The sequence below is a fragment of the Kitasatospora sp. NEAU-CNBT7 genome (assembly GCF_057220535.1).
In genome coordinates this window covers 103,874-118,679 of the sequence record NZ_JBXQQB010000020.1, presented here as the reverse complement: position 1 = coordinate 118,679, position 14,806 = coordinate 103,874, and the positions used below count along the sequence as shown (strand labels likewise).

Sequence of the window (14,806 nt, the reverse complement as noted above, 5' to 3'; positions counted from 1 at the left end):
TGCGGCCCGGGGACCGGGTCACGGCATGGTGCAGAAGGAGGCCTTCACGGCGCTCGCGACGACCTTGCCCTGGGCGTCGTTGAGGGTGACGGCGCCGCCGCTGAACTTGGCGGCCGCCTCCTTGGCCACGGTGGCGTCGTCCTTGCCCGCGTGGATCTCGGCGCAGACGTACTGCGCGCCGGCCACGGCGGTGGCGGGGTCGGCGGCCAGAGCGGGGTTGACCGCCTTGAGACCGGCCAGCAGTCCGGCCTGCTGGGCCGCGTTGGGGCTCGGCACGACCGGGGCGGGCTGCTTGCCCGCCGGGGTGCCCGCGCCGCTGCTCGCGACGGGAGCCTGCGGCGCGGCGGTGGTGCTGCCGCTGCTGCCGCAGGCGGTCAGGGAGAGCAGTGCCGCGGCGGCCAGGCTGATGGTGATGACTCGAATACGCATGTCCTCACCGTGGCACAGCCGGGCGCCGGAACCCGCCGCTGTGACAGGCCCGTGACGGCCCGGCAGACGCTTCGGTACGGATCCGGGGGCGCTCGGGGCCGTAGCGGCGAGGTATCGGGGCCATAGCGGGGATGTATCGGGGGCGCACTATCACAGCACCCGTACAGACAGATGAAGAATCAACCTCAATCCACTCGATCCGGCCATATCTGAAGGCAACTGTCCGATGGACGGACGGGGTGTGTCCGAAAGACGGACGGATCGCCTCCACCCCCGCCGATCGGCGGACGGCCGCCTGCTGACGGGCCGGGCGGGCGCGGGGCCGGGTGCGGGCGCCACCACCCGGACCCCCGGGGTGAGTTGTCCGCGGGCGACGGCCGGGGCGGGAGAGACGACCGGAATCGTTCCGGACGTTTGCCCGGCATAGCGCTCTTCACCGACAGTCGAACAGATGAACATCATTCAGCGCCTCGGACGGGGCCCGCTCTTACGGCACCGCGACTTCCGGCTCCTGCTCTCCGGTGCCGCCACCAGCCAGTTCGGCAGCCAGGTGACCCTGGTGGCCCTGCCCCTGGTCGCCGTGCTGGAACTGGACGCCTCCCCCTTCCAGGTCGGCCTGCTCACGGCCGCCGAGACCGCCGCCTTCCTGCTGGTCGGCCTGCCCGCCGGCGCCTGGCTCGACCGGGTACGGCGGCTGCCGGTGCTGATCCGGGCCGACGTGGTGCGCTGCCTGGCGGTCGCCTCCGTCCCGCTGGCGGCCGTCACCGATGTCCTGACGATGGCCCAGCTGTACGTGGTCGCGCTGGTCACCGGGGTGGCGACGGTCTTCTTCGACGTCGCCCACCAGTCCTTCCTGCCGCAGCTGCTGCCCCGCGAACAGCTGGTGTCGGGCAACGGCGCCCTCGAGACGGTCCGCTCGGTGGCACAGGTCGGCGGGCCGGGCCTCGGCGGCGGGCTGGTCCAGCTGCTCGGCGCGCCGCTGGCGATCGTCGCCGACGCCCTCGGGTACCTGTCCTCCGCGCTGCTGCTGCTCGGCATCCGGACCCGGGAACCCGCGCCGCAGCCCGTACCGGGCAGCTCCCTGCGGGCGGAGATCGGCGAGGGCGTCGGCTTCGTCCTGCGCCACCCGCTGCTGCGGGTGATCGCCGCCGCGACCGCCGCCTCCAACCTGTTCTCGGCCCTGCTGATGGCGGTGCAGACCGTCTTCTGGGTCCGGGTGCTGGAGCTGTCCCCCGGCGCGATCGGCCTGCTGCTGTCGGTCTCCGCCCTGGGCGGGCTGGCCGGCGCGCTGTGCGCGGGACCGCTCGCCCGGCTGGTCGGACAGGCCCGGCTGATCTGGCTGTCGGCCCTGGTCAGCGCACCGTTCGCGCTGCTGTGGCCGCTGTCCGGCCGGGGCGCCGGGGTGCTGCTGTTCGGCACCGCCTCCGCGGTGGTGCTGTTCGGCGCGGTGGCCTACAACGTCGCCCAGGTGAGTTTCCGCCAGGCGATCTGCCCGCCCGCGCTGCTCGGCCGGATGAACGCCACCATGCGCTTCCTGGTCTGGGGCACCATGCCGCTGGGCGCGCTGGCCGGCGGCGCCATCGCGGCCTCGGCCGGCGCCCGCAACGCCCTGTGGGTGTGCGCCCTGGGCTTCCTCGCCGTGCCGCTGCCGCTGCTGCTGTCCCCGCTGCGCACCCTGCGCGACCTGCCGACGGCGCCCGGGACCCCGACTGCGGCCGACGGCGCCGCGGCGGACGACCCCGTGCCCGCGAACGCGCCCGCGACCGGCTGACCACTCCCCCGAACCCCGACCGGAGACCCTCCGTGGCTTCCCGAACCACCGGCACCACCACCGTTCCCGCCTCCGCCACCATCACCGGTGCCTACCTGGCCCGCTTCCGCTCGCTCACCGACGGCTCCGCCGGGATCCTGCCCGTGACCGGCGCCCAGCGGCGGTTCCTGCTGGCCCGCCGGCTCGATCCGCTCGGCCGCCCGGACGTCGTCCCGCTGTTCTTCGCCTTCCCGCGCGGCGCCGTCGACCCGGACCGCCTCCGGGCCGCCGCGCTGCGGCTGGCGGCCCGTCACCCCGCCCTGCGCGGGCGGTTCGACTCGCTGCGCGGCACGCCCGTCCTGCGGCTCGGCCCGCCCTCGGCCGAGGTCCGGCGGATCGCCGCGGGCCCCGGCGAGACGGCCGACGACGCCCTGCGGCGCGAACTCGCCGCCTGGCGGCCCGACGGCCCCGCGCTGCGGCTGCTGCTGGCCGCGGCGCCCGGCGACGAGGAGGAGGTCCTCGCCGTCGCGCTCGACCACGCGGCCTGCGACGAACAGTCCCTCGGCATCGTCACGGCCGGCCTGAGCGCCGCGTACGGACAGCCCGCGCACGAACCGGAGCACGGCCGGGAGGCCGACGGTGCCGAGGAGTACCGGGCGGCGGTGGAGCTCCAGCTCGCCGCCGAGGCCGCCGCCTCCGGCGCGGCGGCCCGGGCGCACTGGGCCGCCCGGCTGGGCGCCCTGCGCGGCGGGCACCTCGCCCAGCAGGGCGCGCGGTCGGCGGAGGTGTCCACCGGGATGCTGACGCACCGGCTGCCCGCCGCCACCGGCGCCGCCCGGGGCGCGGTGTTCCCCGCCCTGCTGGACGCCGTCTCGGCGGCGGCCCACCACCTGCTCGGCCCCGGTGCCACCCCCGCGTTGGGGTACCCGTGGGGCGGCCGGCCGGCCGCGGCGCCGCCCGCGCTGGGCTGCTTCCTGAACACCCTGGTCCACCCGGCCGCCGGCGGCCCGGCACCGGCCGCGCGGACGGCCGGGCCGACCCCTCCCGGACCCGCCCTCCCGGTCACCCTCGAGGAGCTCGGCGCCCGCTGGTGGGACGACCTCGACCACGCCGACACCCCGTTCGACGAGGTGGTGCACGCGGCCCGCTCCGCCGGCGCGAGCTGGACCGGCGCCCTGGACGGCCTGCTCACCTTCGAGGACCTGCACCGCCGTCCCCCGCTGGTGCTCGGCGGCGCCGCCGGCCGGGAGACCCACCTCGCCGGACGGCCGCTGGCGGCGCCCTTCGCGGTCTCCGCCTCGCACGGCGAGGACCTGCTGGTCCGCTTCGCCTGGGACCGCGCGCACTGGCCGGACCCGGCCGCGGCCGACGCCTTCGCCGCCCTGCTCGACACCCTCCGCCGCCACCTGCGCGCCACCGCGCCCGGCGCGGCGCACTGAACCACCGGCCGCCACCCCCGGCACCCCGGGTACCCGGCCCCGCACCCTCCGGCACCGCCGGGCACCACCACGTCCGCACGTCAGCACGCCATCGCGTCCGTACGTCCGCACACCACCGCGTCACCACCACTCTCGCCACAAGCAAGGGAAGACCACCCATGTTCGCTCTCTCCTCCTCGCAGGAGATCGTCTGGCTGCACGAGCAGTTGCTGCCGGGCAGCCGCGCCTACAACTTCACCGCCGCGTTCGACCTGTGGGGCCCGCTGGACCGGGCCGCGCTGCGCGCCGGACTGGCCGCCGTGATCGCCCACCACCCCGGCCTGCGGCTGGAGTTGACCTCCGACGACGGCGGCCTGCCGGACCAGCGGGTCCGCGCGGACGCCGAGGTCCGGCTGCGGGACAGCGACCTGTCCGGCGAGGCCGACCCCGAGGCCGCCTTCCAGCAGCTGCTGCGCGCCGAGGCCGAGGAACCGCTGGACACCCGCGAGGCGCCGCTGCTGCGCTGGCACCTGGTCCGGCTCGGCGAGGACCACCACCGGCTGGTCCACGTCGAGCACCACCTGATCCACGACGGGCACTCGTTCGCGATCCTGCTGCGCGACCTGTTCACGGTGTACCGCGCCGAGGTGCTGGGCGAGCCGTACCGGCTGCCGGACGCCCCCTCGTACGAGGAGCACGCCCGCGCCGGGGCCGGGCGCGACCGGTCCGCGAGCCTGGAGTTCTGGCAGCGGGAGCTGCGGGACGCGCCGTTCGACCTGGCGCTGCCCGGCCTGGCCCGGCCCGGCGCAGTCCGCCGCCACCGCGGCGGCCAGCTGCGCCAGTCGATCGGCGCCGACCTCGCCGGCCGGCTGCGCGAGCGCGCCAAGGCCGACGGCCACACCCCGTTCTCCACCCTGCTCACCCTGTTCGGCGAACTGCTGCGCCGCCACAGCGGCCACCGCGAGCTGATGGTCGGCACCGCGGTCGGCAACCGGCCGGTCGGCTTCGAGGGCACCGTCGGGATGTTCGTCAACACGGTGCCGCTGCGGCTGCGGCTGGACCCGGCCGCGGCCGGGGTGGACAACGTCGACGAGGTGACCGACACCCTGCTCCGGGCGCTGCCCCACCAGGACGTCCCGGTGCAGGAGTTGACCCGCTCGCTCGGCCTGCACACCAGCGGCGCCGACAACCCGCTGTTCAGCGTGATGTTCAGCGCCCACGACGCCGCCCTGCCCGAGGTCGACGCCCCCGGCCTGGAGATCTCGCTGTACGAGGGCTTCAACACCGGCACCACCCGCTTCGACCTGGACCTGGTGCTGCTGCCCGACGACCGCCGGATGGTCGGCGAGCGGCAGGGCGTGGCCGGGATGACGCTGGTCTGGGACTACGACGCCGACATCTTCGGCGAGCCGGTCGCCGAACTGCTCGCCGGCCGCCTGCTCGACCTGCTGCGCGCCTACCTCGACGCCCCCGGGGCCGAACTGGCCGCCCTGGCCGCCGCCGAGGAGCAGCCCGCGCCCGCCGGTGCCGCGGCCGCCGACCAGGCCGTGCTCGACCCGCTGACCGGCCGCGACCCGTCCGCCCTGGCCGTGATCGCCGGCGCCGAGCGGCTGACCTACGGCGAGCTGGACCGCCGGGTCGCCGAGCTGGCCGGGCGGCTGACCGCCGCCGGGGTGCGGGCCGGCCAGCCGGTGGCGGCCGTGCTGCCGCGCGGGGTGGACAGCGTCGTGACGCTGCTGGCCTGCCTGCGCACCGGCGCCGTGTACGCGCCGCTGTCGCCGGAGGACCCGGCGGCCCGGCTCGGCCTGCTGCTGGAACGCCTCGACCCGGCGCTGGTGCTGGCCACCCGGCAGAGCGCGCTGGCGCTGCCGGTGGAGGGCCGCACGCCCGCGCTGCTGGACGGCCCGGCGTTCCCCGCGGCGGGCGACGCCGCGGTGCTGGACGGCGCCGCGTACCTGATCCACACCTCCGGTTCGACCGGCGTGCCCAAGCCGGTGCGGGTCGGCCGGGCCGCGCTGGCCGGCTACGTCGCCGCGCTGGCCGCCCGGTACGGGCTGGACGCGGCCGACCGGGTGCTGCTGTTCGCCCGGCCGTCGTTCGACGTGGCGCTGGAGGAGGTGCTGCCCTCGCTGGCGGCGGGCGCCTGCCTGGTGCTGCCGCAGCGGGACGTGCCGACCGGTCCGGAGCTGGTCGCCGTGCTGGCCGCCCGCGGCGTCACCGTCGCCAACCTGCCGACCAGTTACTTCCTGGCCGTCCGCGAGGAGCTGTCCGAGGCGCTGGGCGACGGCCGCTGGGCGCCCCGGCTGCTGGTGCTGGGCGGTGAGCGGCTGCCGGCCGCCGCGCTGGCGGGCCTCGCCGAGCGCACCCGCGCCACCGTGCTGAACGCGTACGGCGTGACCGAGGCGACCGTCACCTCGACGGTGCACGAGGTCACCGCGGCCGACCTGGCCGGTTCGGCGGAGATCCCGCTCGGCACCGAGCTGCCCGGCACCCGGGTGCACGTGCTGGACGAGGGCCTGCGCCCGCTGGCGGCCGGCGGTATCGGCGAACTCGCGGTCGGCGGCAGCGCGCTGGCCGACGGCTACCTCGGCCTGGACGAGGTGACGGCCGCCCGGTTCGTCACCGTGCCCGCGCTCGGCGGGGAGCGGGTCTACCGCACCGGCGACCGCGGCTTCCGCGACCTGGACGGCCGGCTGTGGTTCCTCGGCCGCCAGGACAACCAGGTCAAGCTGCGCGGCTACCGGATCGAGCTGGAGGAGATCGAGGCCGCCGCCTCGGCCGAACTCGGCGGCCGCTCCTGCGCCGTGGTGCTGGACCGCGAGTCGGCCGGCGGTCCCCGCCTGGTCGGCTTCCTGGAGGGCGCGGACCGGCCCGACCAGGCCGCGCTGCACGCCGCACTGTCGCTGCGGCTGCCCGGCGGGCTGGTGCCCGGCAGCTGGGTCGCGCTGGAGACCATGCCGGTGCTGCCCGGCGGCAAGCCGGACCGGGCCGCGCTCGGCCGGCTGCTGGCCGAACTGCCGGAGCCGGGTGAGGAGCCCACCGGGGCCGCGGAGTTCACCGAGCCCGGTCTCGCGCTGGTCGCCGGTGCCTGGCGGGAGGTGCTCGGGCACGACCGGTTCGCGGCCGACTCGCACTTCTTCGAGGTCGGCGGCCACTCGCTGCTCGCCGCCCAGCTGGCCGCCTGGCTGGAGCCGCACCTGGGCAGCCGTCCGCCGCTGCGCGTCCTGTTCCAGAACCCCGTCCTGGCCGACCAGGCCCGCGCCCTGACCGGAGGCCGCTCGTGAGCTCCGCCCCCTCCGCCGTCCTCACCGCGGACCACCGCGAACTGGTCGAGGCCTTCGAGAGCTTCATCCGGCGCGAACTGGTGCCGCTGGCCGCCGAGTTGCCGGAGACCGCGGACCTGCCGCCCGCCGACCTGCGGGCGTACGTGCGCAGGCGCTCCGCCGCGCTGGGCTTCTACGCCGGCGACTACCCGGAGGAGCTGGGCGGCGCCGGGATGCCGTTCACCGCGGTGGTGCTGCTGCACCACGCGGCCGGGCGCAGCGGCTGCTCGCTGGCGCCGTACGCGCTCGCCGGCTCGGACGGCCCGAGCCCGCTGCTGCGGCACGGCACCCCGGAGCAGATCGAGAAGTACCTGGTGCCGCTGGTGCGCGGGGAGTCGGCGCGCTGCCTGGCGCTGACCGAGCCGCAGGCCGGGTCGGACGCGTTCCGGCTGACCACCACGGCGGTCCGCGACGGCGAGGGCTGGGTGATCAGCGGCCGCAAGACCTTCGTCTCCAACGCGGACCGGGCGGACCTCGCCCTGGTGGTCACCGCCACCGACCTGGGTGAGGGGCCGACCGGCGGGGCGACGGCGTTCGCGATCCCGATGGACACGCCGGGCCTGCGGATCGGGCAGCGCTACGACGGCATGTCCGGCGAGCCGATGTTCGAGCTGCTGCTGGAGCGGGTGCGGGTCCCGATGGCGGCCGTGATCGGCGGCGAGGCGGGCGTCGGGGCGGCGATGGCGCTGGCCATGGACAGCCTCTCGCGCGGACGCCTGGTGGTGGCCGCGATGTGCGACGGCGTGGCCGAGTACGCGCTGCGCCTGGGCGTGGAGTACGCCCGGGAGCGGGAGGCGTTCGGTGAGCGGATCGGCGCCTACCAGCACGTGCAGGAGCACCTGGTGCGCAGCCGGGCGGAGGTGGAGGCGGCGAAGCTGCTGACGCTGGCCTGTGCCCGGCTGGTGGACGAGGGCACCGAGGCGCCGGAGAACGCGGCGCTGGCCAAGCTGACCTCGTCGGAGACGGCGGTGCGGGTGGTGGACCGGGCGCTGCAGGTGCACGGGGCGACCGGGTGGGTGCGCGGGCATCCGCTGGAGTTCCTGTACCGGTACGTCCGGATGATGACGATCATCGAGGGGACCTCCGAGGTCCAGAAGGTGATCATCGCTCGGGCCATGGGCCTGGGCTGACCGCCAACGACTGTTCGGAGAACACGACATGACTGTTGAACGATCCATCGTCCGCGGCCTGCCCCAGGGCACGCCGGTACCCGACGCCGCCGTCCTCGACCTGTTCGGCGACTGGGTGCGCCGCACCCCCGACGCGCCCGCGCTGATCGACGGCGGGCGGGAGTGGAGCTACGCCGAACTCGACCGGCTCGCCGACGAGGTGGCCGGGACGCTGCGCGGCCGGGTGCGCCCGGGCGAGCTGGTCGGGGTGTGCCTGGACCAGTCGGCGGCGCTGGTCGCGGTCACCCTCGCGGTGGCCCGGCTCGGCGCGGTGCACCTGCCGCTCGGTCCGCGGCCCGGCGAGCGGCGGCTGCAGGCCGTCGCGGAGAACCTGTGGCTGGGCTGTCTGATCGGCGACCCGGCACTGCTGCCGCCCGCCTACCGGGCGGTGCAGCAGCTCCCGCTGCCGGTGCCGGCCGAGGGCGCGACCGCGGCGGGCGCCGTGGTGGCGGCCTTCGGGCCGTCGGCGGAGGGCGCGGCCGCCGCGCCGGAGGGCACCTTCTACGCGGTGCTGACCTCCGGCTCGACCGGGGTCCCGAAGGCGGTCGCCGTCGGCGAGCCGTCGCTGGCCGCGATGCTGCACTGGTACCGGGGGCTGACCGGGCTCGGCCCCGGCGACCGGCACAGCCTGCTGATCGGGGTCGCCTTCGACCCGCACCTGATGGAGCTGTGGGGGGCGCTGACCTCCGGCGCCGCGCTGAGCGTCGCCCCGGACGCGGTGCGCTGGGACCCGGCGGCGCTCACCGACTGGTGGCGTTCGGCGGGGATCACCGTGGCCGTGCTGCCCACCCCGCTGGCCGAGCCGGTGCTCGACCTGCCGTGGCCCGAGGGGCTGGCGCTGCGCCACCTGTCGATCGGCGGGGACCGGCTGCGCCGGTACCCGTCGCCGCAGGTGACCGCGCACGTGCACAACGCGTACGGGCCGGCCGAGGCGACCGTGGTGACCAGTGTGCACACCATGCCGGCAGGCGCGGGCGGCGCGGGCGCGCCGCCGATCGGCCTGCCGGTGCCGGGCGCGGTGCTGCTGGTCACCGACCCGGACGGGGTGCCGGTGCCGCGCGGCGAGAGCGGTGAACTGCGGGTCGGCGGCGGTCTGCTGGCGCTCGGCTACCTCGACGAGGAGCTGACGGCCCGCCGGTTCGTCGCGGCGCCGCCCGGGATCGACGGCGTGGACCGGGTGTACCGGACCGGCGACCGGGTGGTGATGGGCGCCGACGGCGTCCTCGAGTTCCTGGGGCGGCTGGACGACCAGGTCAAGATCAGCGGGGTCCGGATCGAACCGGCCGAGGTGGAGGCCGCGTTCGAGCGCGATCCGCGGGTGCGGCGGGCGGTGGTCGCGGTCCGCCGCGACGCGGCCGGCACCGCGCGGCTGCTCGCCTTCGTCCAGCCGGGCGACGCCCCGGTGCAGGGCGCCGACCTGCTGCCGGAGGTCCGCCGCTGGCTGCCCGAGCAGGCGGTGCCCACCGTGGTCCGGACGGTCGACGACTATCCGCTGGACGCCAACGGCAAGGTCGACCGGGCCGCGCTGCTGGCCGCCGAGGCGGCCGGCGAGGCCGCCGGGGACCGGGGTGCGCAGGACGCCGACGCGGCCACCGACACCGAGCGCACGGTGCTGCGGCTGTGCCGCGCGCTGCTGGGGCGCGCGGACCTCGGTCCGCTGGACAACTTCATCGACGCGGGTGGCAACTCGCTGGCCGCGGCCAGGCTGCTGGTGGCGCTGGAGGAGGAGTGCGGCGTGCGACTGCGCGCCCCGCAGCTGCTGCGCCAGCCCGATCTGCGGGCGCTGGCGGAGCTGGTCGAGGCCCGTCGCCCGGAGCGCGTGCCCGTCTCCTGACCCGCCCGACGTACCAGGGCGCCCCGGCCGTGGGCCGGGGCGCCCGGAAGGGAAACCATCCATGGACTCCGACCTCTCCCGCCCGGGCGCCGTACCCGGCCTGGTGGCCCGTCAGGCCGAACTGCGGCCGCAGGCGCTCGCCGTGTCCGACGGCGACACCGTCCTGACCTACGCCGGGCTCGTCTCCGCGGCGCGCGCCCTGGCCGCCGAGCTGACCGCGCACGGGGTGGGCCCCGGCAGCGCGGTCGGGCTGCTCGCGGCCCGCTCGACCCGGCTGGTGGTCGCCCAGCTCGCCGTCTGGTGGGCGGGCGGCCACGTCGTCCCGCTCGACCCGGCCCACCCGCGCCCGCGCACCGCCGGGATGCTGGCGGACGCCGGCGTCACGCTGACCCTCGGCGACAAGGCCCTGCTGGCCGAGGCGGGCATCCCGGCCGGCCAGGCGCTGACGCTGGACCTCGACGGCCTGCCGCAGGCTGCGGCCGGCGCCCCGGACCCGGCCTGCGAGGGCGCCCGCGCGCTCGCCCTGGTGCTGTACACCTCCGGCTCGACCGGCCGTCCCAAGGGCGTCGAGGTGCCGCACCGCGCCATCGCCGGCCTGGTGACCGCACCGGACGCGGTCCGGCTCGGCCCCGGTGACCGGATGCTGTTCCACTCCCCGTCGACCTTCGACGCCTCCAGCTTCGAGATGTGGGCGCCGCTCGCGGCCGGCGCCGCGGTGATGGTCTCGCCCGCCGAGCGTCCCAGCGCCGAGGACCTGGCCCGGGACGTGGAGCGGTTCGGTGCCACCCACACCTTCCTGACCACCGCGCTGTTCCACCAGCTGGCCGCCCGGCGCTCCCGGGTGTTCGGCCTGCTGCGCACCCTGCTGGTGGGCGGCGAGGCGCTGTCGCCGGAGCACGCCGGCGCGGTGCTGCGGGCCTTCCCGTGGCTGGAGCTGGTCAACGCGTACGGCCCGACCGAGGCGACCACCTTCACCACGCTGCAGCCGCTGACCGAGGCCGGCTGCGCGGGCCCGGTGCCGATCGGGCGGCCGTTCGGCGGCGCGACCGTACTGGTCCTGGACGAGCGGCTCGCGCCGGTGCCCGCGGGCGGCCGCGGTGAGCTGTGGATCGGCGGCACCCGGCTGGCCCTCGGCTACCTGGGCCAGCCGGAGCTGACGGCGGAGCGGTTCCGCGAGATCCCGGGCGCCGGGCGGATGTACCGCAGCGGCGACCTGGTCTCGGCCCGGCCGGACGGCGCGCTGGACTTCCACGGCCGCGCCGACGACCAGGTGAAGGTCCGCGGTTTCCGGATCGAGCCCGGCGAGGTCGAGCACACCCTGCGCACCCACCCCGAGGTCTCCGAGGCCGCCGTGGTGGTGCACCGGGCCGGTACCCCGGACGCGGCGCTGACCGCGTTCGTGGTGCCCGCCGACGGCGCCCGGCCGGCCGGCGACGCCCTGCGCGGCTACCTCGCCGAGCGGCTCCCCGCCCACCTGGTGCCCACCGGCTGGGCCGTGGTCGCCGCGCTGCCGCTGAGCGGCACCGGCAAGGTCGACCGCCGGGCACTGGCGGAGACCGGGCCGGACGGCGCGACGCCGCCCGCCGGCGCGCCGGTGGCCGCGCTGAGCCCGCTCGAGCAGGAGGTGGCGGAGGTCTGGGCGCGCGCGCTCGGCCACCCCGTCGAGCGGCCGGACGCCGACTTCCTGGCCGAGGGCGGGCACTCCCTGATGGCCATGTGGGTGGTGGACGACCTGCGCGAGGACCTCGGCGTGGACCTCACGCTCGCGGAGTTCTTCGCCCACCCGACCGTGGCCGGCCAGGCCGCCCTGGTCGAGCGGGCCCTGCTCGACGCGCTCGGCGGGCCCACCGGGGCCGACGACCACCGTACGGAGAGCCGATGACCGACACCGCCCACCCCGCCGCCCGCCAGGCCGACCTGCTGCGGCAGGCCCGCCTGCGGGCCGGCGCCGACCGCGCCGCGGACATCCCGCGCGGCCCCGCGGACGGCCCGGCCCCGCTCTCGCACGCCCAGCACCGGATGTGGCTGATGGACCGGCTCGGACAGGCGGGTGCGCTGTACAACGTGCCGGTGGCCACCCGGCTGCGCGGCCCGCTGGACACCACCGCCCTGGCCGCCGCGCTCACCGCGCTCACCGAGCGCCACACGATCCTGCGCACCCGGTACGGGCAGCACGGCGACGAGGCGCCGTACCAGGAGGCCGTGGCACCGGTACCCGTCGAGGTGCCGGTGCTGGACGCCCCCGCCGACGGGGCGGCCGAGCTGCTGCGCAGCGAGGCGGCCCGCCCGTTCGACCTGGCGTCCGGGCGGGTGCTGCGGGCCCTGGTGCTGCGCCACGGCCCGGCGGACCACACCGTGCTGATCACCCTGCACCACATCGCGGTCGACGGCGGCTCGCTGCCGCTGGTCACCGCGGAACTCGCCCGGCTGTACGGCGACGGGGCCGCCCCCCTGCCCGAGCCCGGCCTGCAGTACGCGGACTTCGCCCGCTGGGAGCGCGGACGCGACACCGAGCTGGCCGGTGAGGTGGCGGCCTGGGCCGAGCAGCTCGCCGGGGCCCGCCCGGTGCCGCTGCCCCGGCCGGCCACCCCCGCGGGGCCGCGCACCCGGGCCGCCCGGCTGCACACCGTACCGCTGCCCGCCGGGACGCTGGACGGTCTGCGGGCGCTCGGGCAGGCGCACGGCGCCACCCTGTTCACCGTGGTGCTGGCCGCCGCCTTCGCCACCCTGGCCCGCGCCACCGGCGAGGCGGACCTGACCCTCGGCTGCGCGTCGAGCCACCGCTCCCGGCCCGCGCTGCGCCGCCTGGTCGGACTGTGCGTCAACACCCTGCCGGTCCGCGCCGACCTGGGCGGCGACCCGGCCTTCGAGGAGCTGCTCGGCCGGGTCCGGGACGCGCTGCTGGGCTCCCAGCGCCGCCACGAGGTGCCGTTCGACCTGGTGGTGGAGCGGCTCGGGGCGGCCGCCCGCGGCCGGGACGGCTCGCCGCTGCTCTCGGTCACCTGCGACCTGGTCACCGCGCCGGGCGCACTGGAACTTCCGGGGCTGGCGGCCGAGGCCGTCGAGGTCGACCTCGGGCTGGCCAAGTTCGACCTCGGCCTGTTCGTCGAGGACGGCCCGCAGCCGCGCTGCCTGGTCCAGCACGACACGGCCGCGCTGGCCGGACCGGCCGGCGAACGGCTGGCCGCCGGCTTCGCCGCGCTGCTCACGGCGGTCGCCGAGGACGGCGGGCGACACCTCGCGCAGCTGCCCGGCGAACGGCTGGCGGTGCCCGGCGAACCGCCGGCGGCCGGGCACCCGGCCGAGGCCGCGCTGCTGGCCGACCCCCGGGTGCGCGAGGCGTACCTGCTGGAGCGCGAGGGGCTGGCGCCGCTGGCGTACGCGGTGGGCCGCGGCCCGGCCGGGGTGTCCGGCACCGAACTGCGGCTGCGGCTGCGTTCGCTGCTGGCGGCCGGTCAGATACCGGCCTCGGTGACCGTGCTGGACGCGCTGCCGCGCACCGCCGACGGCGCCGTCGACCCGGCCCGGCTGCCGGGCGCGGTGCCGAAGCCGCGGCCCGAGCCGGCGGCGGACGACCAGCAGCGGACGGACACCGTCCGCACGGCCTTCGGCGAGCTGCTCGGCGCCCGGCCCGGGCCCGACGGGGACTTCTTCCTGCTGGGCGGTCACTCGCTGGTCGCCGTGCAGCTGGCCGAGCGGCTGCGGCTGCGCACCGGCCTGCCGCTGACCGGGCTGGACATCCTGGAGCAGCGCACCCCGCGGGCGCTGGCCGCACTGCTGGACGCCCGCGACGAGGAGCGGCGCGCGGTGCAGGCCCGCCGCCCCGGCGCGGGCGCGGGCGCGGGCCGGCCGGTGCGGCCGGGCACGGTGCTGGTCACCGGCGCGACCGGCGGGGTCGGCGCGGCCGTCCTCCAGGAGCTGATGGCGCAGGGCCGCCCGGTACGAGCGCTGGCCCGCGCCGAGTCGGCGCACCTGGTGGCGCTGGACGGGGTGGAGGTCGCCGAGGGTGACCTCGCCGACCTGGACAGCCTGCGCGCGGCCGTCCGGGGGGTCGACGCGGTGGTCCACGCCGCGTGCACCTTCACCGCGCACGAGGTCGACGTCGCGGCGATGCGCGCCATGGTGGACGCCTGGCGGCACGGCAGCTTCGTCTTCGTCAGCAGCATCGACGCGTACGGGCGTCCGCCGGGCGTCGAGGTGGCGGAGGGCGCGCCGGCCACGGCACCGGTCACCGCGTACGGGCAGGCGAAGCTCGACTGCGAGCGGATCCTGCTGGCCGCGGCCGGTACCGACGGCCGCGGCGCCGGTACGGTGGTCCGCTCGCCGATCGTCTGGGGTCCGCACCGGCGGCTGCGCGAGCAGCTGCGCTGGGGCGCGACCGGGGAGCTGTTCCAGACCGCACAGGCCGGCCGGCCGCTGCTGCTGCCCGACCCGCCGGCCGACGGGCACGCCTGGTACGGGGCGGCCTGGGTGCACGCCGCGGCGCTGGCGCGGGCCGTCACCGCCTGCCTCGACGGCGGCGGCCGGGACGCGGCCGGGGATCCGGGCCGGGTGCTGAACGCGGTCGGCGGCCATGTCGGCTGGCCGGAGCTGGCCGCGGAACTGGTCCGGCTGCTGGGCTCGGCGAGTCCGGTGGAGCTCGGCGCGGGCGCCGACCCGGAGCTGGCCCGGCCGTGGCGCTACCGCTCGGACGCGCTGGCCGAGGTGCTGCGCGAGGAGCCGGGCGAGGACTGGCGCAGCGTGCTGGCCGCGATGGTCCGGTAGGCCCGACCCGGCCGCCGCCCGGCCTGCGGCGTCTCACCGGGCGCCTCACCGGGCGGCGCGCCGGCCGGTGCGGGAGCCGGTCAGGTGGTCGGGTCGGCCCGCGTTCGCGGGCGGCGGGA

Annotated in this window: 8 protein-coding genes; 7 read left to right on the top strand and 1 reads right to left on the bottom strand. The window is 77.4% G+C overall.

The genetic code is table 11. From position 1 onward, the window contains the following. Positions 1–18: 18 nt before the first annotated feature. Positions 19–429: a DUF732 domain-containing protein gene (locus AC2TEW_RS24655; protein WP_484625529.1), complete on the bottom strand. Its 411-nt coding sequence runs from the start codon at positions 427–429 to the stop codon at positions 19–21. Between the two features lie 451 nt (positions 430–880). Here AC2TEW_RS24655 and AC2TEW_RS24650 point away from each other — a divergent pair, with 451 nt between their 5' ends. The 7 genes from AC2TEW_RS24650 (at position 881) to AC2TEW_RS24620 (ending at position 14,687) form a co-directional block, all read left to right on the top strand. Further along, positions 881–2,200 (top strand): MFS transporter, encoded by a 1,320-nt coding sequence (locus tag AC2TEW_RS24650; protein WP_484625528.1) that lies wholly within the window; start codon positions 881–883, stop codon positions 2,198–2,200. Positions 2,201–2,232: 32 nt separating this feature from the next. Continuing rightward, a complete protein-coding gene (locus AC2TEW_RS24645; RefSeq protein ID WP_484625527.1) occupies positions 2,233–3,618 on the top strand; it encodes a non-ribosomal peptide synthetase in 1,386 nt (461 codons plus the stop codon). Positions 3,619–3,776: 158 nt separating this feature from the next. Then, entirely contained in the window at positions 3,777–6,881 is a 3,105-nt protein-coding gene (locus tag AC2TEW_RS24640) for a non-ribosomal peptide synthetase (protein ID WP_484625526.1), read from the top strand. Beyond that, positions 6,878–8,050: an acyl-CoA dehydrogenase family protein gene (locus AC2TEW_RS24635; protein ID WP_484625525.1), complete on the top strand. Its 1,173-nt coding sequence runs from the start codon at positions 6,878–6,880 to the stop codon at positions 8,048–8,050. Before AC2TEW_RS24640 ends, AC2TEW_RS24635 begins: the two co-directional genes overlap by 4 nt. Positions 8,051–8,078: 28 nt before the next feature. After that, on the top strand, positions 8,079–9,923 hold the full coding sequence (locus AC2TEW_RS24630; protein ID WP_484625524.1) for an AMP-binding protein: 1,845 nt from the start codon (positions 8,079–8,081) through the stop codon (positions 9,921–9,923). 61 nt (positions 9,924–9,984) lie between these two features. Further along, positions 9,985–11,805, top strand: a complete 1,821-nt coding sequence (locus AC2TEW_RS24625) for an amino acid adenylation domain-containing protein (protein WP_484625523.1) — start codon at positions 9,985–9,987, stop codon at positions 11,803–11,805. Continuing rightward, positions 11,802–14,687 (top strand): condensation domain-containing protein, encoded by a 2,886-nt coding sequence (locus tag AC2TEW_RS24620; protein ID WP_484625522.1) that lies wholly within the window; start codon positions 11,802–11,804, stop codon positions 14,685–14,687. Before AC2TEW_RS24625 ends, AC2TEW_RS24620 begins: the two co-directional genes overlap by 4 nt. The last annotated feature ends 119 nt before the right edge of the window (positions 14,688–14,806 follow it).